This is a genomic window from Serratia sp. 121840015-1 (assembly GCF_053627655.1).
This window is the reverse complement of the sequence record NZ_JBSEYF010000001.1, coordinates 667,380-690,469: the sequence shown is the minus strand read 5'-3', so window position 1 is coordinate 690,469 and position 23,090 is coordinate 667,380. Positions and strand designations below refer to the sequence as shown.

Sequence of the window (23,090 nt, the reverse complement as noted above, 5' to 3'; positions counted from 1 at the left end):
CACTGCCCTCAAGCCTGCGGCAGGCTCACCCCACCGGCGCGCGCCAACTGCGCCAGCAGCGCCGTTTGAAACGCCTCGTCGTGTACCGCCGCGTGGGGATCGAACCGTTGCTGATGGTGCCAATAGCCGCCGGACGCCAGGGCCTGCGGCTCATCGCTGCTCACCAACCACGCCTGCGTCACATGCCCCAGCGCCAGATCGTCGGGCGCGTCCGCGCCGCCCATTTTGGTCGGCACCCAGCCGGGATCGACCGCGCTGCTGATCACGTCAGGCCACAGGCGCGCCACGGCGGCGGCCAGCGCAGTGACGAACAGCTTGCTGTCCGAATAGGAGCCCGCAGCGCCGCCGAGCCAGTCTACGCCGTTCAGTTCCGGCACGCCGTCAAAGTGCATGCTGCTGCTCAGGTAGACGATGCGCTTGGGGCGTTCGATCAGGGCCGTCAGCAGGTAAGGCGCAATCACGTTCACCGGCATCACCTGCGGCCCGGTAAACATACCGGCGTTGTGGATCACCGCGTCCGGGCGGCCGAGGCGGTTGACCTGCTCGGCAAGCTGCCGGATCTGCTGCACATCGGACAGATCGCCGATCGCCGCCTGCGCACCGCGATCCAGCAGATCGCGCACCGCGTCCAAACGGCCGGGCTCACGCGCATGCAAAATCACCTGATGCCCTTCGTCCAACAGCGTTTGCGCGGCGGCGCGGCCCAGCCCGTCTACCGAACCGGTAATGAAAATGCGTGACATGTCACTCCTCCGTTTAGCGCCAGCCGAGCGCCGGCGCGACATGGGTTAAAATCGATTCGATCACGTGGGCGTTGTAATCCACGCCCAGCTGGTTAGGCACGGTCAGCAGCAGCGTATCCGCTTCGGCGATGGCCTCGTCCTGCGCCAGCTGCTCGATCAGCACGTCCGGCTCGGCGGCATAGCTGCGGCCGAAGATCGCCCGGGTCTGCGCGTCGATATATCCGAGCTGATCGCCCTCCTTGCCACCGCCGCCGAAGTAGTTGCGATCCCGCTGATCCACCAGCGCGAAGATGCTGCGGCTCACGGAAACCCGCGGCTCATGCGCGTGGCCGGCCTCTTGCCAGGCGGCGCGGTAGGCGCGGATCTGCTTGGCCTGCTGGATGTGGAAGGGTTCGCCGGTCTCGTCGTTCTTGAGCGTCGAGCTTTGCAGGTGCATGCCGAGCTTCGCCGCCCAGACGGCGGTGGCGTTCGAACCGGCGCCCCACCAGATGCGATCGCGCAGCCCGGCGGAAAACGGCTCCGGCCGCAGCAGCCCAGGCGGATTCGGGAACATCGGCTGTGGATTGGGCTCGGCGAACCCTTCGCCGCGCAGCGCTTCCAGGAACACTTCGGTATGGCGGCGGGCCATGTCCGCGTCGCTCTCGCCGTCGGCCGGGGCATAGCCGAAATAGCGCCAGCCGTCGATCACCTGCTCCGGCGAGCCGCGGCTGATGCCGAGCTGCAGCCGCCCGCCGGCGATCAGATCCGCCGCGCCGGCGTCTTCCACCATGTACAGCGGATTTTCATAACGCATGTCGATCACGCCGGTGCCGATCTCGATGCGTTGGGTTTTGGCGCCGATGGCGGCCAGCAGCGGGAACGGCGACCCCAGCTGGCGTGCAAAGTGGTGTACGCGAAAATAGGCGCCGTCCGCCCCCAGATCTTCGGCGGCAACCGCCAGATCGATGGACTGCAGCAGCGCATCCGCTGCGGAACGGGTGCCGGACTGGGCGGAAGGCGACCAGTGGCCAAACGAGAGAAAACCAATCTTTTTCATCGGGAATCGTCCTCAAAGGCAAAATCATCGGCCTACAGTGACAAAAATCGCGCGCTCTGCGCCAGCAAAATCGCCCCCGATCGCACTAAACGAACCGATTGCCACCGCGCCGCCCGGCGATTGTAATCAAAAAACAAATGTCGTATAACAGGCAGCTCCGAGGGGTGTCCTGTTACGGGCTGAGATGGCGCAAGCCGAACCCTTTGAACCTGATCTGGGTCATGCCAGCGAAGGGACGGTTAGGCAACAACGCTCTCACCCGTTGCCTGTTCATACCCCAGCGTGCCCGGATCTCCACTGACTCAAGGAGGTCCCATGTCCATCACCACCCTGTTCGAAAGCGGTCTTTACGGCCGGCTGCGCCAACAAGCCGGCAGCCACTGGCAAGATTACGTCGATCACCCGTTTCTGCAGCAGCTGGCCGCCGGCACCTTGCCCGAACGCGCTTTTCGCCGCTACCTGACCCAGGACTACCTGTTCCTGCTGCACTTCGCCCGCGCCTACGCACTGCTGGTCAGCAAGCTACGCACCCTGCCGGAAATGCGCGCCGCCACGGCGTCGCTCAACGGCATCGTCGCCGAACTGCCGCTGCACGTGGCCTATTGCGCCGAATGGGGGCTGAGCGAAGCGCAAATCGCCGCCCAGCCGGAAGCGGCGGAGACCATGAACTACACCCGTTACGTGCTGGATATCGGCCATGCCGGCGACGCCCTCGATCTGCTGGCCGGCCTGCTGCCCTGCGTGGCCGGCTATGCCGAAATCGGCCTGCGGCTGTTGCACGACCCCGCCACCAAAATGGAGGGCAATCCTTACGCTTCCTGGATCCGCAACTACGGCGACGAGGGCTATCTGGCCGGCGTGCGCGCTGCCATCGAGCTGCTGGAAACCGTCGGCCACCAGCGCGGCGCACCAGGCCGCTTCACCGAGCTGGCGCAGATTTTCACCACCGCCACCCAGCTGGAATCGGCATTTTGGCAGATGGGGCTGAACGCCTCATGACCTCCCCGCTTCTCCCGCCCGGCATCCAGGTGCGGGATCTCAGCCTGCGTTTCGGTCAGCAAATCGTCTTCGACCGGCTGAGCTTCGACATCGTCGGCGGCAGCTTCGTCGCCCTGCTCGGCGCCAGCGGCGCCGGCAAAACCAGCCTGCTGAAGATCATCGCCGGCCTGGAACGGGCGACCTCGGGCACGGTGACCGGCAGCGACGGTTTGCCGATCGCCGGGCGCATCGCCTACATGGGGCAAAAAGACCTGCTCTACCCGTGGCTGACCGTCGAGGAGAACGTCGCCCTCGGCTCGCGGCTGCGCGGCGAAGTGACGGATCGGGCGTGGGCGGCGCACCTGCTGGAGCGCGTGGGCCTGGCCGCGCATGGCCGCAGCCTGCCCGCCGCGCTGTCCGGCGGCATGCGCCAGCGCGCCGCCATCGCCCGCACGCTCTACGAACGCCAGCCGATCGTGCTGATGGACGAACCCTTTTCCGCGCTGGACGCCATTACCCGCGCCGAGATCCAGAGCCTGGCCGCCGAACTGCTGGCGCAAAACACCGTGCTGCTGATCACCCACGATCCGATGGAGGCCTGCCGCCTGAGCCACCGGCTGCTGGTGCTGTCGCCCTGGCCGCTGGGCCTCGACGATACCCACCGCATCAGCGGGCAACCACCGCGCGCGCCGGATGACGCCGACCTGCTGAAAAGCCAGGCCGAACTGCTGCAACAGCTGGTGAGGGCCGCGCAATGAATATTACCAAAGAGCGTGGGCTTACCCGCCTGCGGCGTGGGCTGACGGTGTTTGCCGGCCTGCTGCTGCTGTGGTGGCTGGCGGCGCAAAGCGGCATTCCGGCCTTTCTGCTGCCCACGCCGAGCGCGGTAGCGCAGGCGCTGTGGGACGGGCGTGGCTATCTCGCCTGGCACACGCTGGTCACCGCTTCGGAGATCGTCAGCGGGCTGGCGCTGGGCGTGCTGCTCGGTGCGGCGCTGGCGCTGTGCATGATCTTCTCGCCGCGCCTGCAGCGCTGGCTGATGCCGCTGGTGCTCACCAGCCAGGCGATACCGGTGTTCGCTCTGGCGCCGCTGCTGGTGCTGTGGTTCGGCTTCGGCATGAGCGCCAAAGTGGCGATGGCGGTGCTGGTGATTTTCTTCCCGGTGGTGTCGACCTTTTTCGACGGGCTGCGCCGGGTCAACAACGACTATCTCGATCTGGCGCGCACGATGCGCGCTTCGCGCTGGGCGCAGCTGCGGCACGTGCGGCTGATGGCGGCGCTGCCGGCCTTCGGCTCCGGCCTGCGCATGGCCGCCGCCGTCGCGCCGATCGGCGCCATCATCGGCGAATGGGTCGGCTCGGCCGAAGGGCTGGGCTACGTGATGCTGAACGCCAACGCGCGCATGCAGACCGACGTCTGCTTCGCCGCGCTGTTTATTTTGGTGCTGATGACCGTGCTGCTGTGGGCTGCGGTGGATGCGCTGCTGCGGCGCCTGATCGCCTGGGCGCCGGAAAACGACTGATGATTGCAACCATAACCAGGGATAAAGGAACGACCATGATCAAACAAACCGTTTGCGGGCTGCTGCTCGGCGCCGCCATCACCGGCCAGGCCGGCGCGGCCGAAAAGCTGACGCTGGTGCTCGACTGGTACATCAACCCCGATCACGCGCCGATTATGGTGGCCGAGCAGATCGGCGCCTTCAAGGCCGAAGGGCTGGACGTCAAGATCGTGCCGCCGTCCGATCCGGCGCTGCCGCCGCGGCTGGTGGCCGCCAAACAGGCCGACCTCGCCATCACCTATCAGCCGCAGCTGCATTTCTTCGCCGATCAGGGCCTGCCGCTGATGCGCGTCGGCACGCTGATCAACACGCCGCTGAATACGGTGATCGCGCTGGATAAAAACATCACGTCGCCGGCGGATCTCAAGGGCAAAACGGTGGGTTACTCGGTCAGCGGCATAGAACAGGCGACGCTGGCCACCATGGTCGAACACGAGCACCTCAAGCCGCAGGACATCAAGCTCATCAACGTCAACTTCCAGCTGACCAGCGCCCTGCTGGCGGGCCAGGTCGATGCGGTGATCGGCGGCTACCGCAACATCGAAGCGCTGGAGCTGAAGCTGCAGGGCAAGACGCCGGTGGTGTTCAACGTCGAAGATTACGGCGTGCCGGCCTACGACGAGCTGATCATCGTCGCCCACCGCGATGCGGTGAACGAGCCGAAAATCCGCAAGTTCCTCGCCGCGTTGAAGCAAGGCAGCGACTACCTGCATGCGCACCCGCAGGACACCTGGCTGGCGTTCGCCAAGGCGCACCCGGAGCTGAATACCGAGCTGAACAAACAGGCGTGGCAAGCCAGCCTGCCGCTGTTCGCACGCGATCCGGCCAAGCTGGATCGGGCACGCTACCAGGCTTACGAACAGTTCCTGTTCGACAACAAGCTGATCAAGAAAATCACGCCGGTGGAACAGTACGCGGTGGAGCTGGACTGATCACGCCGAGGCGGCCGGTGGCGCCACCGTCACCTCGCCCTGGCCGCTGCGCTGCAAGGCCGCCTTCACCAACCCGTTGGTCTTGCAGCGCTCGATAAAATCGTTCACGTAGGCGGCGCCCTGAGTTTTTTGCCGCGGCACCGCCATCGCCTGCCGGATGGCGGTGAAGTGCCCCTCCAGCACCCGGTAGCCGGGATGGGCGGCCGCAGCGGCCAACAGCGGCTGGCGCACGCCGGCCGCCGCCTCCAGCCCCCGTTCGAAAAACAGCGCGATCGCCTCGGCGGAGGTTGCCGCCCGCACCAGCTGCGCCTGCTGCAGCGTGCGCGATAAAAACAGATCGTACGCCGCCCCCTGGCCGACCGCGATGCGCACCTCCGGCCTGTCGAGCTGCGCCACCTCAAAGTAAGGCGCGTCGTTCGCCACCAGATAGGTTCCCTCGATGATCACGTAGGGCTCGCTGAAGGCGATCTGCGCCGCGCGCACCGGCTCGATGGCCATAAACGCCAGGTTCCAGGCGCCGCTGTCCAGGTCGGCGAACACCTTGCCCGCCGCGTCATAGGTGACCAGTTCGAGCGCCACGCCCAGTTCCTGGGCCAGCGCGGCGGCCAGCTCCACCGAAGCGCCTTGCGGTTTGCCACCGGCCCCGGCCTGTGCCAGCACCGGATTGCCGTAGTTGATCGCCGCGCGCAACACGCCTTGCGGGGCCAGATCGTCGAGTACCGCGGCGGGAATCGTCTGCATACTTCCTCCTGAATGGCTGATGGGCGCACCGTCGTGGCGCTCATTAAGCGTAGAGCGAAACCTCCGACCAGCAAGCTTTCGCCGCCGAGGCCGCCGTCGGCGTGATTAACGTCACACTATTGTCATAAAAATGTACAATAGCCGCCGCTCGTCGGCCGTAGCGGGAGATCGCGCGTTGTTCCGCCGCCGGCAATAGGCTATACCCTTCACTTTTCGCGCCGCGGCACGCTCGGCGGCGCAAACCAGGGCAGCAACGGTTTTATTTCAATCAGACAAGGTTTGGCGGATGGTTTTAGCAGTCGTTTCGTTTGTTCTCTTTTTGGCGTCGATTTTGATTTATCGCACCCGGGCCGCCGCCAACCGCTGGTGGTTCGCCATTCTGCTGACGCTGCTCGGCAGCTATCTGGTGCTGAACGTCATCCTGATCGCCAGCAACTACTTCACCGGCGACGGCATCACCGACGCGGTGATTTACACCGTCACCAGCAGCCTCAAAGGCGCGGGCATCAGCAAATACGTGCTGCCGTTTATCGGCCTGCTGGCGGCGTTGGGGCTTATCTTCGCGGTGCTGGCCCGCAGCCTGCTGCGCCGCAAGGCCAAAGGCAGCAGCGTGGCCTACAGCGTCGTCGCCGTGCTGCTGGCGCTGTTCTCGGTCGGCACCACCCCGGCGTTTCAGGACATCTCGCTGCTGGTCAAGAGCCAGATCGTCGGCGATACCGCCGATTTCACCACCTACTACAAGGCGCCGAAAAAGACCGTGCAGGGCAAGCGGCCGAACCTGGTGTACATCTATGCCGAGAGTCTGGAGCGCACCTACTTCGATACCGAGCTGTTTCCCGGCCTGGCCGACGAGCTGAACGCCCTGCGCACGGACAGCATCGATTTCAGCAACACCCAGCAGCTGCCGGGCACTGGTTACACCATCGCCGGCATGGTCGCCTCGCAGTGCGGCATTCCGCTGTTCGCGCCCTTCGACGGCAACGCCTCCAGCGCGGTCTCCACCTTCTACCCGGAGAACGTCTGCCTGGGCGACGTGCTGAAGGCCGCCGGCTACAGCAACTATTTCTATCAGGGCGCCGAGCTGGCGTTCGCCGGTAAAGACACCTTCCTGAAATCCCACGGCTTCGACCACGTTTACGGCTTCAAAGAGCTGCGCGAACAGGTCGCCGATCCGAGCTACAAAAACGACTGGGGCTGGTACGACGACAGCGTGCTGGACGTGGTGTACGGCAAGTTCGTCGAGCTGTCCAGGCAGCGCCAACCCTTCTCGCTGTTCACCCTGACCGTCGACACCCATCACCCGGACGGCTTTATCTCCGCCGGCTGCAGCAAAAAGAGTTACGCCTGGCAGAACAAGGAAAACCGCTCGCTGAGCGCGGTGGCCTGCAGCCAGCAACACATCGCCGCGCTGATCGACAAGATCAAACGCTCGCCCTATTTCAGCAATACCGTGATCGTGGTGTCCTCCGATCATCTGGCGATGAACAACACCGCCTACGATATCCTGACCAAACAGAAGCGCCGCAACCTGTTCTTTATCATCGACGGCACCCGGCCGCTGGCGGAGCAGCGCAACGAGAAGCGCAGCACGCTGGACAACGGCGCCACGGTGCTGGACGTGATGGGCGGCGACAACTACATCGGCCTCGGCCGCAGCAGCCTGTCGGCGCCGTCGCTGTCTACGGTGTTCCTGAACATCGAAGAGAAGATCAACGGCTGGAAACCGGCGGTGATCAACCAGTGGGGCCTGCCGAACCGCATCAGCGACTACAGCGTGGATACGCGCCAGCGCAGCTTCAGCTTCTCCGGCGTCACCTACAAAGTGCCGTTTATCCTGCGGGTGGGCGATAACCGCATCGAACCGATGTTCAACGTCTACCTCTCCACCCCGCTGCGCAAGCAGCTGGCCGGGCTGGGCGCGGGGGAAAAATTCGTCTGGGTCGATAAATGCTACGAGATCGGCCGGGTCTGGGCGCCGCAGCTGGCGCTAAGCACCGACATCTGCGTGGCCTCCGGCACCCTGGCCTCACCGCCGCAGATCGTGCAGGCCAGCGGCGAACGCTTCCGCAGCAAGGTGAGCTTTACCGCCCCGGCGGCGGACAGCGTCGCCGATTATCAAAACGCCGTTGCTCGCCTGCAGGTGGACGACGCGGCGATGAAGTACCGGGCGGACAGCATCGAGTTCATGCTGCCCGGCCTGCCGGAGCAAGTGAAAGCCATCACCGGCGTTTCCGGCGTCGAGGAGTGGGGCCGCTGGTCCGACGCCAACCTGGCGCCGGCGGTCGACATCGATTACGTCGATCCGCTGCCGAAGCGCTTCGATCTGGTGCTGCGCGCCCGCGCCTACGGCAACAACGTCGGCGAACCGATTTCGGTGCGCGTCGGCGACGAAGAGCGCTTCGTGTCGCTCGGCGAACAGGACAGCACCGTCACCCTGCGCTTCGACAACCCGCGCGGCGCGCAGAAGATCAGCATTACCCCGCCGGCCCCCACCGAGCCGAAAGAGAGCGCCAGCGGCGGCTTCACGCCGAAGAAGCTGGGCATCGGCCTGGTGTCGTTGAAGGTCGAGGCGGCCGACCCCGCCTCCTGATCCCCGCGCCTTCACGGGCGCGGTATTTCCTTTGCCGCGCCCGTCATTTCGACCAAGCTTTTACGCCCTTCTTCGGCTAACCTGTGACGGTAAAACGCCGCAACCCCGCCACAGAGCCGGGACATCCAAGGAGAAAGTATGAGCTATGCCCCACCTCGCAGCGGCCTCAGCGCCGATCAGGCACTCGATCAACTGGAAGCCCTGTATGACGCCGCGGTAGACGCGCTGCGTCAGGCGGTCGGCGACTTTATCAGCCACGGTACGCTGCCGGATGCGCAGGCGCGCGCCGCCGGGCTGTTCGTGTATCCCGAACTGCGCGTCAGCTGGGACGGGCAGCAATCCGGCCCGAGCAAAACCCGCGCCTTCGGCCGCTTCACCCATCCCGGCAGCTACAGCACCACCGTGACCCGGCCGCAGCTGTTCCGCCACTATCTGGCCGAACAGCTGGCGATGCTGGAGCACGATTACGCCGCCCATATCGAAGTGGCGCCGTCGCAGCAGGAGATCCCGTTCCCTTACGTGATCGACGGCTCCAGCCTGGCGCTCGATCGCTCGATGAGCGCCGGCATCGCGCAGCATTTCCCCACCACCGAGCTGGCGCAGATCGGTGACGAAACCGCCGACGGCCTGTACCACACCACCGACAACCATTTCCCGCTGTCGCATTTCGATGCGCTGCGCGCGGATTTCTCGCTGGCGCGGCTGCGGCACTACACCGGCACGCCGGTGGAGCACTTCCAGCCGTTCGTGCTGTTCACCAACTACACCCGCTATGTGGATGAGTTCGTGCGCTGGGCCTGCGCCCAGATCGCCGATCCGGCCAGCCCGTACATCGCGCTCTCCAGCGCCGGCGGCACCTACATCACGCCGGAAACCAGCGCCCCGGAGCAGGCGGTATCCGATCTGGCGTGGAAAAACCACCAGATGCCGGCCTATCACCTGATTTCGCGCACCGGCCAGGGCATCACGCTGATCAACATCGGCGTCGGCCCGTCCAACGCCAAAACCATCTGCGATCACCTGGCGGTGCTGCGCCCGAGCGCCTGGCTGATGATCGGCCACTGCGGCGGCCTGCGCGAAAGCCAGAAGATCGGCGATTATGTGCTGGCCCACGCCTATCTACGCGACGATCACGTGCTGGATGCGGTGCTGCCGCCGGATATTCCGATCCCGAGCATCGCCGAGGTGCAGCGCGCCCTGTACGACGCCACCAAGATGGTCAGCGGCATGCCCGGCGAAGAGGTCAAACAGCGCTTGCGCACCGGCACCGTGGTCACCACCGACGATCGCAACTGGGAGCTGCGCTATTCCGCTTCGGCGCGGCGCTTCAACCTCAGCCGCGCGGTGGCGGTCGACATGGAGAGCGCCACCATCGCCGCTCAGGGTTACCGCTTCCGGGTGCCGTACGGCACGCTGTTGTGCGTCTCCGACAAACCGCTGCACGGCGAAATAAAACTGCCGGGCCAGGCCAACCGCTTCTACGAAGGGGCGATCTCCGAGCACCTGCAGATCGGCATCTGCGCCATCGATCTGCTGCGCGCCGAGGGCGATCGCCTGCACTCGCGCAAGCTGCGCACCTTCAACGAACCGCCGTTCCGATAACGGTTATCAGGCCCGCTGCGGCGGGCCGTTTTTTCCTCAACGCACCAGCGCCAGCGCGCGTTTCTCCTGGCTGCGGCCGCCGGCGATCGACAGCAGCATGTCTTTGACCAGCAGCGCCGGGGCGGACAGCGCCTGTTGGCCCGACATGCACAGCGCCAGCGGCACCGACATCGTCGGCGCATTGATGCGCGCCATCCAGGCCTTGGCCGGGCCGATCATCGCGCGCGCTACCGATTCCGGCAGCACGGTCGCCCCCAGCCCGCCGGCGATCGCGGCGCTCAGCGCGCCCGAGGATTCGATCTCCCCCACCACGTTGACAGCCAGCTTGCGCAGCGCCATCGCCTCTTCCAGCTGATTGCGCACCGCATCGCCCTCGCGCGGCAAGAACAGGTTCAGCCGCGCCACGTCCAGCAGCTCGACGCTGTTGCCGGGATGCGGCACCGCGCGCGTCGCCACCAGATAGAGATCTTCCCGCATCAGTGCGATGGCGTGCAGCCCGGCGGGCATCTTGGCGCCGTAGACCATCGCCATGTCCAGCGTCTGATTGGCCACCTGCCCGGCCAGCGCCGCGCCGCTGTTTTCATGCAGGCTAAGCAGGATACCCGGCTGCTGATCGCGCAAGGTCTGCAGCAACGGCAACGCCAGCTGCGCCGCGGTGCTGCCCGACGCCAGCCCGAGAGACACCTGGCCGCTCATCGCCTGCCCGGCGCTGTTGACCGCGCTCTGCGCCTGCTCGCACTGGCGCAGAATGGTCTGCGCGTGGGCATAGAGAATATTGCCGGCCTCGGTCGGCTGTACCCCGCGCTTGGTGCGGATCAGCAGCTGTTGTTTCAGCTCCCCTTCCAGCGTCGCCAGCTGCTGGCTGAGCGCCGGCTGGGCGATATGCAACACCTCCGCCGCCTGGGTCAGGCTGCCGATATCAACGATTTTCACGAAGTACTTCAGACGTCTGAAATTCATAGTGCCTCCAGCGAGCCGCTAAATTGAGAATGCCGAAATCCGGTCAGGCACCGCAGCAAGATCCGGGCCAGAGTCGGTAAACGGCCATGGAAGCGGGATACACGGCGGCCGACGGCCGTTCGTCGGGCGGCGAGCGCCACCGCGCAGGGCAGACGTTGCACCACAGGCAAGCAACGGCCCGAACAACGGGCCATCCGGGGGCACTGCGCGCGGGATAAGCGACAAAAGCGAGAAAAAGCAGCAGGTTGGGCAATCTTGCAGCAAACGAACGCATCGGGCGCTTTCACGCTTTACAAGCCGCAACCGCCCCGCTATTATTCGCCCCGTTCACACGATTCCTCTGTAGTTCAGTCGGTAGAACGGCGGACTGTTAATCCGTATGTCACTGGTTCGAGTCCAGTCAGAGGAGCCATATTTAGAGAAGCCCGCTCTCAGGGAAACCTGAGCGGGCTTTTTGCATTTCAGCCGCCGTCAAAAGCTGCGTTTCGCCACTAGATAGGCGCCCGCCACCAACAGCAGGGCGCCGAACAGCGCCGGCAGATTCTCGCGCAGCGCCGCCGGGCCGGCGCGGTAGACGTCCACCAGCAGCCCCATGCACAGCTGGCTGGCGACCAGGATCGAGATGGTGGCCGCCGCCCCCAATTTTTGGTAGCCAAGGATACCGGCAAACACGAACAGCGATCCCAGCAGCCCCGGCAGCAGCATCCACCACCTGGCGGCGCCGGTCACTTCCGCCACCGCGTCAAGGCCGTTTTTGGCCAGCAGCAACCCCACCAGCAGCAGCAAACCGACGCTGGAGTTGATCACCAGCGTGATAAGGATGGTCGAGACGCTTTCGGTAATGCGCACCATCAGCAGATTCTGTACCACCAGTCCCATTCCCGCCGCGATCAGCAGCAATAGCATATTCATCACCCTGTCTCCCGGGATCAGCGCGCCGGCGGCGCCGCCCACTCGTCGAGCGTCAGCTGCAGGAAAGTCAGATCCAGCCATTGGCCAAATTTGGCGCCCACCTGCTCCATGCGCCCCACCTCGCGGAACCCGAGCGCCAGATGCAGCTGAATGGAGGCCTGATTGCCGGATTCGATGCCGGCCACCATCACGTGCTTGCCGATCTCCCGCGCCCGTGCGATCAGGGCGATCAACAGCGCTTTGCCAATCCCTTCACCGCGATGCGCCTGATGGACATACACCGAGTGTTCTACGGTATGGCGATAGCCGTCCCAGGCGCGCCAGTCGCCGAACGACGCGTAGCCGATCGCCTCGTCCGCGCCGTTCACCGCCACCAGCACCGGGTAGCCCGCCGCCTGCCGTTCGCCGATCCACGCCGCGCGATTGGCCGCATCCACGGTTTGTTCATTCCAGATGGCGGTGCTGTTCAACACCGCGTCGTTATAGATGGCGGCAATCGCCGCGCTATCGTTGAGCGTCGCATTTCGTATAATCATGGTTTACCCCGGCCAATTGTCCACTATAATACTACGATATGAATATTAAATTAGACAATCTAAATCAGCTGATCGGCGCACGCATTCGCATTGAACGCGAGGCGCGCCACTGGTCGCTGTCCGATCTGGCCGAGCAGGCGGGCGTTTCACGGGCGATGGTTCATAAGATCGAGCGCGGCGAGAGCAGCCCGACAGCGATGCTGCTGGCCAGGCTGGCGGGAGCGTTCGGCCTCAGCATGTCCAAGCTGATCGCCCGGGCGGAAACGCAGGAAGGCCGGCTGCTGCGCCGGGAAGATCAACCGGTCTGGGTCGATCCGGAGAGCGGCTACGTGCGGCGCCACGTTTCGCCGCGCACCGATCTGCCGCTCGATCTGGTGCGTATCGAACTGCCGGCCGGCGCGACGATCCCGATGCCGGCTTCGGTGTATGCCTTCAAGCGCCAGCTGATCTGGGTCTTATCCGGCGAGTTGGTCTTTGTGGAAGGTGACGCGCGCCATGACATGGCCGAGGGAGACTGCCTGGAGCTCGGCCCGCCGGCGGACTGCCGCTTTGAAAACCAGAGCGACCAACCGTGCGTGTATATGGTGGCGGTGCTGAGCGCCGCCTGACGCCCCGCCCGCGCTAGCCCTGCGTCGGCCGGTTGTAGCCGGCGCGGAAAAACTTCTCCGCCAGCCGGCTGTCGCCGCCGGAAAAGAACTCGCTCATCGGCTCACTGCCGAGGCCATAGGCGCGGCCCAGCTGCCCGGCCTCAAACGCCGCCCGGTTTTCGTCGCCGCAGCGCTGCGCCAAATGATGCGCATAGCCGAGCACAAAGCCGCGCTTGTAGTCGGAGCAAAAGCGCGACAGCTCCGTCTCCGGCTTCAGGTTCTCCGCCTTTAGCCCCGCCAACAGCCCTTTGCCAAAATGGTCACCCACGGTTTCCTCCTCATCACGCCATCGCTATATAATAAAATATACAGCGAATGGGCGATCGAGAACATACTCCCTAAGTTTTACTCGCCGCATAAAAAAGGCCCGCCAAGCGGGCCTGAGGGAAAGCGGACAATCACAGCGTGAAATTCAGCCCTTCGCTGACGGTCTTGCCCAGCGGCAGGCGGCCCGACGGCGCCTCTTTTTCCTGCAGGAAATCCGGCAGGCGGGCCTTGTCGCCCGGTTTGCCGATCGCCACCATGGCGTGCACCGCATAGTCGTCCGGCAGCTGCAGCGCCGCCTTAATCTTGTCGTGGTGAATGCCGCTCATGCAGTGGGTCAACCAGCCTTTCAGGTGCGCCTGATGCGCCAGGCTGGCCCAGGCGGCGCCGGTGTCGAACGCGTGGGTCGGGTTGTCCACCAGCCGTTCGCCGTTCAGGCTGGTGGTTTTGGAGACGATCACCACCAGCGCCGAAGCGTGCTGCGCCCAGCCGCGGTTGAAGTCGATCAGGAATTCCAGGTAGTTCTCCCAGCTGTCGGAACCGTGCTTACTGTAGGCAAAGCGCCACGGCTGAATGTTGTAGGCCGATGGCGACCAGCGCGCCGCTTCAAAAAAGCTCAGCAGCGTTTGATCGTCGATGGCGTCGTTGGCCATCGCGCGCGGCGACCAGCGCTCGATAAATTGCGCATCAATCGGGTACTCGGAGGTTCTTGGCTGGCTCATGATAGGTTCTCGCAGTGAAGTAAAAACAAAAGTTCGCTGATATTCCCACAGCTTAGGACGATAAAACTTTTATTTCGTGCCATTGCCCTGCGGCAGCTCCTGCTGCAGCCAGGCGAGAAACGCCCTGACCGGCGGATGCCGCTCGCGCCCCGGCGCGCACAGCACGCTGTAGGCGGCGCCCGGTACGCGCACCTCCGGCCGGTACGCCACCAGCAGGCCGTTGTCCACCATATCGGACACCATCACCGAACTGGCGAGCACCAGCCCCTGCCCGGCCACCGCTGCCTGCAGGGCGTAATGCTCCTCGTGATAGCTGCGCATCGCCGCATGGCGCTGCCACCAGTCTACGCCGGCGGCCCGGCACCAGTCGCGCCAGCCGCTGTCGTACAGCGCCGAATCCCCCCACTTGACGGTGATCAGCACCGGGTTTTCCGGCTCGGCGGCGGCCAGATCCGGCGCGGCGTAGACGCCAAAGCTTTCCTCCAGCCGCGCCGTCTGATGCAGCGCGGGATACTGCGCGCGGCTGTAACGCACCGCTACGTCCACGCTGGCGTCCTGCTGCAGATCGATCACCTCGGCGCAGGCCTCCAGGCGCACCAGATAGTGTGGGTACGCCTGATAGAAACGCCCCAGGCGCGGCACCAGCCACAGCGCCGCGAAAGAGTGCGTGACCGAGACGCACAGCGACCCGGTGCTGGGCTGCGGCCGCAGGCCCTCGAGCGTGGCGGCGATGTCCAGCAGCGCGCCGTGCACCCCGGCAAACAGCGTTTCGCCTTTCGGCGTCAGCCGCACGCCGCGCGGCACCCGCTCGAACAGCGAAAACCCCAACTGCTGTTCCAGCGCTTTGATCTGGTGCGAAATCGCCGTCGGCGTCACCGCCAGCTCGGCCGCCGCCAGCTTGAAGCTGCGCAGGCGAGCGGCGGATTCAAAGGTGCGTAATGCGTTGACGGGCAGCGTGGCAAACATGGCGAAGCCTCTTGAGATGAGTTGAAATCATCCTGGCAGAAAAGCCGTCATTTGTCGCCTGCCGGCACTTATTTCTAGAGTAGGGCTGAGTCCACTTCATACCGAGGAACATGACATGAATACAACTCATCAATCCAAACGTCTGGTGGTGTTGGTCGGCAGCCCGCGCCGCGACGGCAACAGCGCCACGTTGGCGCAGGCGATCCTGGCGGGCGCCGCCGAAGCCGGCACGTCCGCCAGCCTGCATTTTCTCGATGATTACCTGAGCGGTTTTCTGAGCGATGAACGCCACACGCCGCCGCCGGCCGATCGCTACGCCGAGCTGTTCCTGGAGCACTTCCTGCCGGCCGATGGCGCGGTATTCTGCACGCCGATTTACTGGTACGGCATGTCGGCGCAAACCAAAGCCTTTTTCGATCGCTCGTTCAGCTTCTATTCCAACGCCTACCCTCAGGCGGAACAGGTGCACCAGCGCATGAGCGGCAAGCGTATCGGGCTGGCGGTAGCGTCGGAAGAGACCTACCCCGGCGCGGCGCTGGGCATCGTGCATCAGATCCAGGAGTTCAGCCGCTACACCCATTCCGCATTCGTCGGCGTGGTGCACGGCGCCGGCAACCAGCGCGGCGAGATCGCCCGCGATCCGCGCAATCCGCTGCAGGCCGCCCGCGAACTGGGGCGCGAGTTCTTCACTCGCCCCTACTCGGATTATCAGATGGACAGCCCGCGCAGTACGCAGGTCTGGGAGGAGTAAGCGCGGCGCCCGGCAGCAATTGCAAACATAACGTTAGCATCTGTCGCAATCTGTTGCGGACCATTGGCCCGCCGTTGCCGCGCTTGTATGATACGACGCGGCGCCAGACGGTGGCCGTCGATCTCAAGCGGAAGCGAACTGCAATGTCTAAACAGTGGAAAATAGCGGCGGCCAACGCCGGTTTACGTCTCTATACCCGCATCGTGGGCAATTTCCGGCCCGCAGCGAGCTTCGATCCGCAGCAATCCTTTGAACGCATCGTGATTTTCTCCACCAGCGCCCTCGGCGATCTGATGTTCAATACGCCCGCCATCCGCGCACTGTGCGAACGCTATCCCGGCGCGCAAATCACGCTGGTCTCCAGCCATAAAAACCGGCAGCTGGTCGAAGGCAGCCCCTGCTTTCATGACGTGATTTACTGGGACCACAAGGCCAAAGACATGTTGGCCGTTATCCGGCGCCTGCGAAAAAACCGGCCACAGCTGGCGGTCATCCTGCACTCGAAGGCGCCTTACGACGTGCTGGTCGCCATCGCCGCCGGTTGCCAATACCTGTTCAAAGACGTTTACGGCAACAAACCGAGCGGCATGGAGCGCTGGCTGACCGGCGTCAGCCACAGCAGCGACGGCCATTTGATTCAGCGCAAGCTGGATATGGTGGGGCAATTGGGGTGCCGTACCGACAATCCTGACATGTTCATCCCGGTCGCTTTTCCCACGCTGGCGAAACCGGCGGGCAAGATCCTGATCGGCTTTCAGATGGGCGCCTCCGAAACGCTGCGCCGCTGGCCGGTCGATCGCTTTGTTGAGCTGGCGCAACGGCTGCTGGCGCACTCCCCCGACTGTCAGATCGCGTTGATTGGCAGCAAGGCGGAGCGCAGCCTCGAACGGGAATTTATGGCAGGTTTGAGCGAGGAACAGCAACAGCGGGTGGTAAGCCATATCGGCGCGACCACGTTACCGCAACTGCTGGCGACGATCGCCAATCTGCAGGTGCTGGTAACCGGCGATACCGGGCCGCTTCACCTCGCCGTGGCGTTGAAAACCGCCACCGTCAGCCTGTTCGTCACCGCTAACCCGCGGCATACCGGCCCCTATCAGGACAGCGAACGGCATCAGGTGATGCACGTGCCGGTTGACAGCGCCGCGCTGAGTGCCGCTGAGCGCCGCCAGCCGCTTAGTATTATCGCGGCGGAACAGGTGTGGGAGAAGACGCTGGCGGCGCTGTCGTCTGCACAGTCCCGATCGGCCGCCGTTTAGGCTGCGACAGCAGCAGCGCCAGCGGCAGCCAAAACAGGTACCAAAACTCCGCCGGATTGGCGATCACAAACATGCCCTGCGAACTGTAGAACACCAGCATAAACAGAAACAGGCCCGCCTCCCAGCGCCGCCCTGCGCGCCAGTGTGCGATGGCGAGCCGCGCGCCATATCCCAGCAGCGCCAGCAGCAACAGGAAACCCACGCAGCCGCCCTTCAGCAACGCGCCGAGGTACAGGCTGTGCGTGGTGTGGTTCAGCTCGCCGGTGTAATTGAGAAAGTTAAGCTGCTTATCAAAGCCGTAGCCGAAGAACGGCGCCTGTTCGATCAGCGCCAGGCTGTGGCGCCAGATGCTGATGCGAACAAAGCTCTGTTGATACAGCTCGCCAAAACGCGTCAGCAACATTTCGCCGATCGCGCTGTAAACGACGACAAGAACCACAGCCAGCACACCGGGCAACAGAAACCACAGCCACCGTCCCGGCCGGTGTCGATAAGGCATCGCCACCACCACCGCGAGCGCCAGTGCGATCAGCGGGCCGCGGCTTTGCGTCAGCACCATGAATGCCAGCAGCGGCGGGATAAAGCACAGCGCCGCTTTTTGCCCGGTATCGCGGAAAATCATCAGGCTCAACAAAATGGCGATGGCGGCGTAACCGGCCAGATCGATCACGTTGCTCGGCCCTGGATTGCGGGCGGTGGTTTCCCGCAGATGATAAATCGACGGGGCGTCGACCAGCGTCAGATACAGGCACAGCGCCGTCATGCCGGCCAGCATCGCCCACTGCAGTTGGTGACGCCGCTCACCGTCGAGCAACGTCACCAGCCAGGCGAGGTAGAGCAGGATATAGGCGCTGTGGGTCAGGGCCGACGGCATGTCGCCTGGCGTCTCGCCCCACAGCGCGCTGAGGGAATAATAAAGCAAAAACATCAGCGCCAGCCCGCCGCCCCAGCGCGCCTGACGATTGGCCCACAGCTGCCGCCGCAGCGGCGGCCAGGTGAATACGGCGGCCAGCCATAGCAGCGCCGCCAAATGAAACAGGTTGTTGACGCGGGTCTGCCCGCAAAAGATCGCGCTGAAAAACGCGAAGGCTAAAAACAGCGCGCTGCCGAAGCGATAACACCGCTCAGGCTTGCTGAAAGTAAACATTGCCGTCCACCTTCTCGAAGATATCGCTGCCGATAGCGCTGTGCAGGGAGAGGTTTTTTATCGCGATCTGCTGCTTTTTCATGATCGCGCCGGCGTGTCGAAAAGCGGGGATCACCAGCGACTCCACCTTGTCCGCCAGGAACGTGGGCAACCGATCCTGCTCCGTTTCGTAAAAGCGCGGCTGGTGGAAGTTGTTCATGTCCAGCCCGGCGATAAACAGCTGCTTGAAGCCGAGATAGGCGATAATTTGCAGCGCCCAATAGGCCACGGTGCCAGCATCGAAAATGCCGCAGCGGATATCCTGGCTAAAGCCGAGCATGCGGCTCTCGGCGGCAAAGACCACGCCGTTTTCCCGGCAGTAGTGCTCCCACAGCGCGCCGCTGTCGATCCGGGGGCGGTAAATCTTGCAGGCCGCGTCTTCGACGAGCGCCAATCGGCAACCGATCGCCGCCGGGCCAAAGCGATCGAGAATGCGCGCCACGCCGTGCACGGTGGTGAACAGCGTCAGCTCAGGCCGTTGAATGACGTCGCGCACGATCTCTGGGCGGCTGTCGATAAATCCCATGTCCACGATGACGTAGAAGCGAAAATCCACCTGCCGATGCAGAAAATAGGCGCCGTTGACCCCGATGGCGGGCATCGCGGGAATATTTTCGAAGCGCAGCGCCTTCACCGACGGGCCGGTAGCCGTCAGCAGCACCTCCCCGCGGCAGCTGCTGCGCAGTTCGCTCAGCGGGACGATCGGCACCGGCCGGTGCTTGTACCATAAGGCGGCGATTTCACCGCCTTCGCCGCGCGCGATCTTCACGTAGGGCCAGAGGTTTTCGTTATGCCGATAAGGGCGCGCGTGGGAATAGCGGTAGACCTGCTTAAAAAAAGAGCCCATGGTGGCGATGTCCTATCCAGAGTGCGTGACGATACCTACAGAGGCATCTTTCTGTATGCTCAGAATTTAAAAACGTGTCAGCACTGGCCAGGCCGCACAGCGAGTATCTAAATATTCGTTTAATGAGGCAATTTTTGTAATTTGAATTATTAGTCAGCGTATCGGCAAGAAATATGTCGAAGTGTTAATTGAATGAGAAACTGTTGCAGCGCGTAAAAATAACGTGAGTGGCCGCAGCGCCGCCGCTTGGCATTGATGGGGTTTTGTTATAACGTATCACAACTTCAGCCAAAGGAAGACGACGATGAAAATCCAGCTGTCGCTGCTGTTTCTCAGCCTGCTGGCCGGCAAGGCCGCGGCGTTTCAGTCAAAAGTGCCCGAACCGCGCCCGGAACAGGCGCGCGCGGCGGAACAAAACATCGAAAATCTGTTTTACGGCTTTCACGCCATGGACGCCCAGCCGGTGAACATCGGCAGCTGCGCGGCGGTGCCGGTAGCGGGATGCCAATGCGCGTTCTGCACCCAGCTGCGGCAGGCCGGGCGCTGAAGCCCCTTATTCAACTCAGCTCATACTGCACGATCAGCTGCCCTTTCTTCATCTTTACGCCGGTGATCGCAATTGCCCCCACCTCCGTCAGCGTGGCGACATGGGTGCCGCCGCAGCCGTAGGCGGGCAGTTCGCCGAAGCCGACCTGGCGCATACCCTCCACCGCCTGTTGGCGGCGGGGTAAATCGGAGGCGATCAAACGCGCCAGCTCCGCCTGCAAAAAGTCCGCTTCTACCGTCTGCGCATCCGGCCCTGGCATAAACGTGATGCGCCCTTCCCCCGGCCAATGATGCGCCTTGACCGGCCGCCAGCCTCGGGTTTCTCCCAGCCAGCCGATCAGATGCCCGCCGGAGTGCCAGCGGGCGTGCAGGCGGCGCTGCGCTTCATCGATTTGCATCGTAACCGGCCCGAGCGGCAGCGGCGCGGCGGTAAAGTGCAGCACGGTATCCCCTTGCTGCTGCACCCGCAGCACGGCGACGCCGCCTAACGTCCCCACGTCGGACGGCTGGCCGCCGCCCTGCGGGTGGAACAGCGTGGCGTCGAGCACCACGGCGTAAGCGCCCGCCTCGGCCGGCGCGCAGCTCAACGCCTGCGCCTGGCCCTGTACATCGTCGCTGTAGTAATAACGTCGTTCGGTCATCATTTTTCTCCTCGGTTCGAAGAGCCATTATATTCATGTCATAATCGAGGGATAATCCGCCGCCGTCACAATGGACCTTTGCGTCATGAGCACAAATCTTTCTTACGCCCTGTTGCCCGAAATGGCCGTTTTCGTTCAGGTGGTAGAGAGCGGCAGCTTTTCCGCCGCCGCCCGTAAACTGGGCACCTCGCCTTCCGCCGTCAGCCGCAGCGTGGCGAAGCTCGAGCAGGCGCTGGCACTGCAGCTGCTGCACCGCACCACCCGCAAACTGCGGCTGAGCGAAAGCGGCGAAGAGGCGTTTGCGCACTGCCGCACCCTGCTGGCGGCGGCCGACGCGGTCATGGCGATCGGCGGGCGCGGCGCCGTGGAGCCCGAGGGGCTGGTCAGTGTCAGCGTGCCCAAGGCGGTGGGCCGCTTCGTGCTGCATCCGCACATGCCGGAGTTCCTGCGCCGCTACCCGAAGGTGGACGTGAGGCTGCGGCTGGAAGATCGCTACATGGATTTGATCGACGATCGGGTCGATCTGGCGCTGCGCATCACCGATCGCCCGTCGCCCGGGTTGATCGGCCGCCAGTTGATGAGAATAGACCATCTGCTGTGCGCCACGCCGCACTACCTGGCGCAGCACGGCACGCCGCAGCACCCGCACGATCTGGCGGCGCACAGCTGCATCTATCTGGGCGAAACGCCGAGCGACGCGCAATGGAAGTTCCGCCGCAGCGGCAAAACGGTGACGGTCAACGTGCGCGGCCGCTACGCCGCCAACCACACCGGCGTGCGGCTGGACACGGTGAAACAGCATATCGGCATCGGCAGCCTGCCGTATTTTACCGCCCGCCAGGCGCTCGACGACGGCGAGATCGTGCAGGTGTTGCCGGAATGGGATTTCCTCAGCAGCTATCACGGCGGCCTGTGGTTACTCTACGCGCCTAACCAGTATCTGCCGCCCAAACTGCGGGTGTTTATCGACTATCTCGTCGCCTGCCTGGCGCAGGAGCCACAGCTAAAGCGCCTTGCGTAGCGTGATGTTGATGCGGTGCGGCCCCACCAGCGAGTGGTAGCCTTCCTTGACCGGCAGGATGCCGTGAAAACAGAGCCGCGCCGGGCCGCCCCATACCACCACGTCGCCGTGCGCCAAGGGGATGCGCCGCGCCCGGTCGCTGCGTTGCAGCCCGCCGAACTGAAACACCGCCGGCAGCCCGAGCGACACCGAGACGATCGGCGCACCGAAGTCGTGCTCGTCTTTATCCTGATGCAGCGACAGCTTGCTGCCCGGATCGTAACGGTTCATCAGACAGGAATCCGGCACGAAAGGGCCGAATCCCGCCTGCTGCGCGGCTTCGTCCGCCAGCGCCATCAGGATGGGGGGAATGGCCGGCCAGCGTTTACCGCTGCGTGCGTCGCGTTCCGAATAGCGGTAACCGCGGCTGTCGCTGGTCCAGCCGTTGCCGCACCAGCTCATCGCCACCGACATCACGTGCCCGCCGGGCGTGGTCAAATGCTGCCACGGCACCTGGGCGACGACGCCCTGCACCGCCGCCAGCAGTTCCGGCCCGTGATCGCGCACGAAGCCGTGCATCACCACCGCGCCGGGGGCGATCTCTTCGCGCCACGGCGGCGGCAGCGCGTCTTCAAAAAGATCGATTGTCATCGCCAAAACCTGTATGAATACACAGTAATCATTGTAACCCGCCGCCGCCGATTGTCCAGCGCCCGGCAATGCCATTGTCGTTGGCGGCAAATTTCTCTACAGTAGCCGCCATAAAATCAATCACTCACCAGGAATGCGTGTGATTAAGGGCATCACTCTTTCGGTCGTCGCCTCCATCCTGTTCGGCGCGATGTATTACTTCACCTCTACCCTCACCCCGCTGAACGGCGAGCAGGTCTACGGCTGGCGCACGCTGCTGACGCTGCCGTTCCTGACGCTGTTTATGGCGTTGTCCGGCGATTGGCGCAAGGTGGGCGACACGCTGGCCTGGATCGGCCAACGGCCGCAGCGCCTGCTGGGCCTGCTGCTCACCTCGGCGCTGCTGGGGGTGCAGCTGTGGCTGTTCCTGTGGGCGCCGCTGCACGGCAAGGCCCTCGACGTGTCGCTCGGCTATTTTTTGCTGCCGCTGACCATGGTGCTGGCGGGCCGTTTGATCTACCGCGATCGGCTGTCGCTGCTGCAAAAGCTGGCGGTGGCGTGCGCCATGGTAGGGGTGGGCAATGAGCTGTATCAGGCGGGCGGCGTCTCGTGGCCGACGCTGGTGGTGGCGCTGGGCTATCCGCTCTACTTTATTTTGCGGCGGCGTTTCGGCACCGACAATCTCGGCGGGCTGTGGTGCGAGCTGGCGCTGATGCTGCCGGCGGCGGCCTGGTTCGCCTTCGGCGACGGCGGCGCAGCGGCGCTGCAGATCAATGCCGAGCTGTATTGGCGCATTCCGCTGCTCGGCGTCATCAGCGCCGTGGCGCTGGTGTGTTACATCCTCGCCAGCCGCCTGCTGCCGTTCAGCCTGTTCGGCCTGCTGAGCTATGTGGAACCGGTGCTGCTGGTGATCGTCGCGCTGCTGCTCGGCGAGAGCATCAGCCAAAGCGAATGGCCAACCTATCTGGCGATCTGGCTGGCGGTGCTGCTGCTGGCGGCGGAAGGCGCGCAGCACCTGCTGCGCCGCCAGCGGGTCTGAC

The 23,090-nt window shown here is 64.1% G+C and carries 25 protein-coding genes, 1 tRNA gene and 1 riboswitch; of the genes, 13 read left to right on the top strand and 13 right to left on the bottom strand.

What is annotated here, in order from left to right; all coding sequences use genetic code 11:
* Positions 1-8 precede the first annotated feature (8 nt).
* Together ACUXAC_RS03360 and ACUXAC_RS03355 are read right to left on the bottom strand one after the other, a co-directional pair.
* Entirely contained in the window at positions 9-743 is a 735-nt protein-coding gene (locus ACUXAC_RS03360) for an SDR family NAD(P)-dependent oxidoreductase (RefSeq protein ID WP_141959665.1), read from the bottom strand.
* 13 nt (positions 744-756) lie between these two features.
* Positions 757-1,779, bottom strand: a complete 1,023-nt coding sequence (locus tag ACUXAC_RS03355) for an LLM class flavin-dependent oxidoreductase (protein WP_055313476.1) — start codon at positions 1,777-1,779, stop codon at positions 757-759.
* 150 nt (positions 1,780-1,929) lie between these two features.
* Positions 1,930-2,032: riboswitch (TPP riboswitch) on the top strand.
* A 62-nt stretch (positions 2,033-2,094) separates the two neighbouring features.
* Between ACUXAC_RS03355 and ACUXAC_RS03350 the strand changes: the two genes are divergently transcribed.
* Genes ACUXAC_RS03350 through ACUXAC_RS03335 form a run of 4 tightly spaced genes read left to right on the top strand, consistent with a single transcriptional unit; the run spans position 2,095 to position 5,250 of the window.
* Entirely contained in the window at positions 2,095-2,778 is a 684-nt protein-coding gene (locus tag ACUXAC_RS03350; RefSeq protein ID WP_087763138.1) for a TenA family protein, read from the top strand.
* On the top strand, positions 2,775-3,515 hold the full coding sequence (locus ACUXAC_RS03345; protein ID WP_308343551.1) for an ABC transporter ATP-binding protein: 741 nt from the start codon (positions 2,775-2,777) through the stop codon (positions 3,513-3,515). Before ACUXAC_RS03350 ends, ACUXAC_RS03345 begins: the two co-directional genes overlap by 4 nt.
* Positions 3,512-4,279, top strand: coding sequence for an ABC transporter permease (locus tag ACUXAC_RS03340; RefSeq protein ID WP_454266477.1), 768 nt, complete (start codon positions 3,512-3,514; stop codon positions 4,277-4,279). The genes ACUXAC_RS03345 and ACUXAC_RS03340 overlap by 4 nt, the downstream gene beginning before the upstream one ends.
* Positions 4,280-4,314: 35 nt before the next feature.
* Positions 4,315-5,250: an ABC transporter substrate-binding protein gene (locus ACUXAC_RS03335; protein WP_060420414.1), complete on the top strand. Its 936-nt coding sequence runs from the start codon at positions 4,315-4,317 to the stop codon at positions 5,248-5,250.
* On the opposite strand, the gene ACUXAC_RS03330 is transcribed toward ACUXAC_RS03335, so the two are convergent.
* Positions 5,251-5,991 (bottom strand): transporter substrate-binding domain-containing protein, encoded by a 741-nt coding sequence (locus ACUXAC_RS03330; protein ID WP_454266475.1) that lies wholly within the window; start codon positions 5,989-5,991, stop codon positions 5,251-5,253.
* A 286-nt stretch (positions 5,992-6,277) separates the two neighbouring features.
* Between ACUXAC_RS03330 and opgB the strand changes: the two genes are divergently transcribed.
* The gene (gene opgB / locus ACUXAC_RS03325; protein WP_159318189.1) at positions 6,278-8,581 is read left to right on the top strand and encodes a phosphatidylglycerol--membrane-oligosaccharide glycerophosphotransferase; all 2,304 of its coding nucleotides are present in this window, start codon (positions 6,278-6,280) and stop codon (positions 8,579-8,581) included.
* A 138-nt stretch (positions 8,582-8,719) separates the two neighbouring features.
* On the top strand, positions 8,720-10,183 hold the full coding sequence (locus ACUXAC_RS03320) for an AMP nucleosidase (protein ID WP_060439559.1): 1,464 nt from the start codon (positions 8,720-8,722) through the stop codon (positions 10,181-10,183).
* Positions 10,184-10,219: 36 nt separating this feature from the next.
* Here ACUXAC_RS03320 and nac read toward each other — a convergent pair whose 3' ends face one another.
* Positions 10,220-11,143, bottom strand: a complete 924-nt coding sequence (gene nac, locus ACUXAC_RS03315) for a nitrogen assimilation transcriptional regulator NAC (RefSeq protein ID WP_225528617.1) — start codon at positions 11,141-11,143, stop codon at positions 10,220-10,222.
* A gap of 336 nt (positions 11,144-11,479) precedes the next feature.
* Here nac and ACUXAC_RS03310 point away from each other — a divergent pair.
* Positions 11,480-11,555 (top strand) — tRNA-Asn (locus tag ACUXAC_RS03310).
* A 59-nt stretch (positions 11,556-11,614) separates the two neighbouring features.
* Here ACUXAC_RS03310 and ACUXAC_RS03305 read toward each other — a convergent pair.
* A complete protein-coding gene (locus ACUXAC_RS03305) occupies positions 11,615-12,055 on the bottom strand; it encodes a DMT family transporter (RefSeq protein WP_102985020.1) in 441 nt (146 codons plus the stop codon).
* 17 nt (positions 12,056-12,072) lie between these two features.
* Entirely contained in the window at positions 12,073-12,591 is a 519-nt protein-coding gene (locus ACUXAC_RS03300) for a GNAT family N-acetyltransferase (RefSeq protein WP_141959675.1), read from the bottom strand.
* 38 nt (positions 12,592-12,629) lie between these two features.
* Between ACUXAC_RS03300 and ACUXAC_RS03295 the strand changes: the two genes are divergently transcribed.
* The gene (locus ACUXAC_RS03295; RefSeq protein WP_102984420.1) at positions 12,630-13,199 is read left to right on the top strand and encodes a helix-turn-helix domain-containing protein; all 570 of its coding nucleotides are present in this window, start codon (positions 12,630-12,632) and stop codon (positions 13,197-13,199) included.
* Positions 13,200-13,212: 13 nt separating this feature from the next.
* Here ACUXAC_RS03295 and ACUXAC_RS03290 read toward each other — a convergent pair whose 3' ends face one another.
* The 3 genes from ACUXAC_RS03290 to ACUXAC_RS03280 form a co-directional block, all read right to left on the bottom strand.
* A complete protein-coding gene (locus ACUXAC_RS03290; RefSeq protein WP_454266474.1) occupies positions 13,213-13,506 on the bottom strand; it encodes a DUF2623 family protein in 294 nt (97 codons plus the stop codon).
* A 130-nt stretch (positions 13,507-13,636) separates the two neighbouring features.
* Positions 13,637-14,224 (bottom strand): nitroreductase family protein, encoded by a 588-nt coding sequence (locus tag ACUXAC_RS03285; RefSeq protein WP_141959678.1) that lies wholly within the window; start codon positions 14,222-14,224, stop codon positions 13,637-13,639.
* A gap of 69 nt (positions 14,225-14,293) precedes the next feature.
* The gene (locus tag ACUXAC_RS03280) at positions 14,294-15,190 is read right to left on the bottom strand and encodes a LysR substrate-binding domain-containing protein (RefSeq protein ID WP_225528616.1); all 897 of its coding nucleotides are present in this window, start codon (positions 15,188-15,190) and stop codon (positions 14,294-14,296) included.
* A gap of 115 nt (positions 15,191-15,305) precedes the next feature.
* On the opposite strand from ACUXAC_RS03280, the gene ACUXAC_RS03275 reads away from it, so the two are divergent.
* A complete protein-coding gene (locus tag ACUXAC_RS03275; RefSeq protein WP_063989218.1) occupies positions 15,306-15,941 on the top strand; it encodes a flavodoxin family protein in 636 nt (211 codons plus the stop codon).
* Positions 15,942-16,084: 143 nt separating this feature from the next.
* On the top strand, positions 16,085-17,200 hold the full coding sequence (locus ACUXAC_RS03270) for a glycosyltransferase family 9 protein (RefSeq protein WP_342119890.1): 1,116 nt from the start codon (positions 16,085-16,087) through the stop codon (positions 17,198-17,200).
* Here the strand turns inward: ACUXAC_RS03270 and ACUXAC_RS03265 are convergent.
* Positions 17,124-18,347, bottom strand: coding sequence for an O-antigen ligase family protein (locus ACUXAC_RS03265; protein ID WP_342119892.1), 1,224 nt, complete (start codon positions 18,345-18,347; stop codon positions 17,124-17,126). The genes ACUXAC_RS03270 and ACUXAC_RS03265 overlap by 77 nt on opposite strands.
* The gene (locus ACUXAC_RS03260; RefSeq protein ID WP_197862599.1) at positions 18,325-19,233 is read right to left on the bottom strand and encodes a sugar glycosyltransferase; all 909 of its coding nucleotides are present in this window, start codon (positions 19,231-19,233) and stop codon (positions 18,325-18,327) included. The genes ACUXAC_RS03265 and ACUXAC_RS03260 overlap by 23 nt, the downstream gene beginning before the upstream one ends.
* Positions 19,234-19,537: 304 nt before the next feature.
* Here ACUXAC_RS03260 and ACUXAC_RS03255 point away from each other — a divergent pair, with 304 nt between their 5' ends.
* The gene (locus ACUXAC_RS03255) at positions 19,538-19,780 is read left to right on the top strand and encodes a hypothetical protein (RefSeq protein ID WP_025303447.1); all 243 of its coding nucleotides are present in this window, start codon (positions 19,538-19,540) and stop codon (positions 19,778-19,780) included.
* A gap of 10 nt (positions 19,781-19,790) precedes the next feature.
* On the opposite strand, the gene ACUXAC_RS03250 is transcribed toward ACUXAC_RS03255, so the two are convergent.
* A complete protein-coding gene (locus ACUXAC_RS03250; RefSeq protein WP_421115077.1) occupies positions 19,791-20,420 on the bottom strand; it encodes an alanyl-tRNA editing protein in 630 nt (209 codons plus the stop codon).
* Between the two features lie 85 nt (positions 20,421-20,505).
* Here ACUXAC_RS03250 and ACUXAC_RS03245 point away from each other — a divergent pair, with 85 nt between their 5' ends.
* Complete coding sequence (locus ACUXAC_RS03245; RefSeq protein ID WP_087763155.1) at positions 20,506-21,441, top strand: LysR family transcriptional regulator; 936 nt, start codon at positions 20,506-20,508, stop codon at positions 21,439-21,441.
* On the opposite strand, the gene alkB is transcribed toward ACUXAC_RS03245, so the two are convergent.
* Complete coding sequence (gene alkB, locus ACUXAC_RS03240) at positions 21,424-22,071, bottom strand: DNA oxidative demethylase AlkB (protein ID WP_049199131.1); 648 nt, start codon at positions 22,069-22,071, stop codon at positions 21,424-21,426. The genes ACUXAC_RS03245 and alkB overlap by 18 nt on opposite strands.
* Before the next feature lie 139 nt (positions 22,072-22,210).
* Here alkB and rarD point away from each other — a divergent pair, with 139 nt between their 5' ends.
* A complete protein-coding gene (gene rarD, locus ACUXAC_RS03235) occupies positions 22,211-23,089 on the top strand; it encodes an EamA family transporter RarD (RefSeq protein ID WP_387441634.1) in 879 nt (292 codons plus the stop codon).
* Position 23,090 lies beyond the last annotated feature (1 nt).

What these genes read in the sequence shown, in the direction of transcription:
- ACUXAC_RS03360 (WP_141959665.1), bottom strand. Translation starts at nt 743, where the DNA reads ATGTCACGCATTTTCATTACCGGTTCGGTAGACGGGCTGGGCCGCGCC.
- ACUXAC_RS03355 (WP_055313476.1), bottom strand. Translation starts at nt 1,779, where the DNA reads ATGAAAAAGATTGGTTTTCTCTCGTTTGGCCACTGGTCGCCTTCCGCC.
- ACUXAC_RS03350 (WP_087763138.1), top strand. Translation starts at nt 2,095, where the DNA reads ATGTCCATCACCACCCTGTTCGAAAGCGGTCTTTACGGCCGGCTGCGC.
- ACUXAC_RS03345 (WP_308343551.1), top strand. Translation starts at nt 2,775, where the DNA reads ATGACCTCCCCGCTTCTCCCGCCCGGCATCCAGGTGCGGGATCTCAGC.
- ACUXAC_RS03340 (WP_454266477.1), top strand. Translation starts at nt 3,512, where the DNA reads ATGAATATTACCAAAGAGCGTGGGCTTACCCGCCTGCGGCGTGGGCTG.
- ACUXAC_RS03335 (WP_060420414.1), top strand. Translation starts at nt 4,315, where the DNA reads ATGATCAAACAAACCGTTTGCGGGCTGCTGCTCGGCGCCGCCATCACC.
- ACUXAC_RS03330 (WP_454266475.1), bottom strand. Translation starts at nt 5,991, where the DNA reads ATGCAGACGATTCCCGCCGCGGTACTCGACGATCTGGCCCCGCAAGGC.
- opgB (WP_159318189.1), top strand. Translation starts at nt 6,278, where the DNA reads ATGGTTTTAGCAGTCGTTTCGTTTGTTCTCTTTTTGGCGTCGATTTTG.
- ACUXAC_RS03320 (WP_060439559.1), top strand. Translation starts at nt 8,720, where the DNA reads ATGAGCTATGCCCCACCTCGCAGCGGCCTCAGCGCCGATCAGGCACTC.
- nac (WP_225528617.1), bottom strand. Translation starts at nt 11,143, where the DNA reads ATGAATTTCAGACGTCTGAAGTACTTCGTGAAAATCGTTGATATCGGC.
- ACUXAC_RS03305 (WP_102985020.1), bottom strand. Translation starts at nt 12,055, where the DNA reads ATGAATATGCTATTGCTGCTGATCGCGGCGGGAATGGGACTGGTGGTA.
- ACUXAC_RS03300 (WP_141959675.1), bottom strand. Translation starts at nt 12,591, where the DNA reads ATGATTATACGAAATGCGACGCTCAACGATAGCGCGGCGATTGCCGCC.
- ACUXAC_RS03295 (WP_102984420.1), top strand. Translation starts at nt 12,630, where the DNA reads ATGAATATTAAATTAGACAATCTAAATCAGCTGATCGGCGCACGCATT.
- ACUXAC_RS03285 (WP_141959678.1), bottom strand. Translation starts at nt 14,224, where the DNA reads ATGAGCCAGCCAAGAACCTCCGAGTACCCGATTGATGCGCAATTTATC.
- ACUXAC_RS03280 (WP_225528616.1), bottom strand. Translation starts at nt 15,190, where the DNA reads ATGTTTGCCACGCTGCCCGTCAACGCATTACGCACCTTTGAATCCGCC.
- ACUXAC_RS03275 (WP_063989218.1), top strand. Translation starts at nt 15,306, where the DNA reads ATGAATACAACTCATCAATCCAAACGTCTGGTGGTGTTGGTCGGCAGC.
- ACUXAC_RS03270 (WP_342119890.1), top strand. Translation starts at nt 16,085, where the DNA reads ATGTCTAAACAGTGGAAAATAGCGGCGGCCAACGCCGGTTTACGTCTC.
- ACUXAC_RS03265 (WP_342119892.1), bottom strand. Translation starts at nt 18,347, where the DNA reads ATGTTTACTTTCAGCAAGCCTGAGCGGTGTTATCGCTTCGGCAGCGCG.
- ACUXAC_RS03260 (WP_197862599.1), bottom strand. Translation starts at nt 19,233, where the DNA reads ATGGGCTCTTTTTTTAAGCAGGTCTACCGCTATTCCCACGCGCGCCCT.
- ACUXAC_RS03255 (WP_025303447.1), top strand. Translation starts at nt 19,538, where the DNA reads ATGAAAATCCAGCTGTCGCTGCTGTTTCTCAGCCTGCTGGCCGGCAAG.
- ACUXAC_RS03250 (WP_421115077.1), bottom strand. Translation starts at nt 20,420, where the DNA reads ATGACCGAACGACGTTATTACTACAGCGACGATGTACAGGGCCAGGCG.
- ACUXAC_RS03245 (WP_087763155.1), top strand. Translation starts at nt 20,506, where the DNA reads ATGAGCACAAATCTTTCTTACGCCCTGTTGCCCGAAATGGCCGTTTTC.
- alkB (WP_049199131.1), bottom strand. Translation starts at nt 22,071, where the DNA reads ATGACAATCGATCTTTTTGAAGACGCGCTGCCGCCGCCGTGGCGCGAA.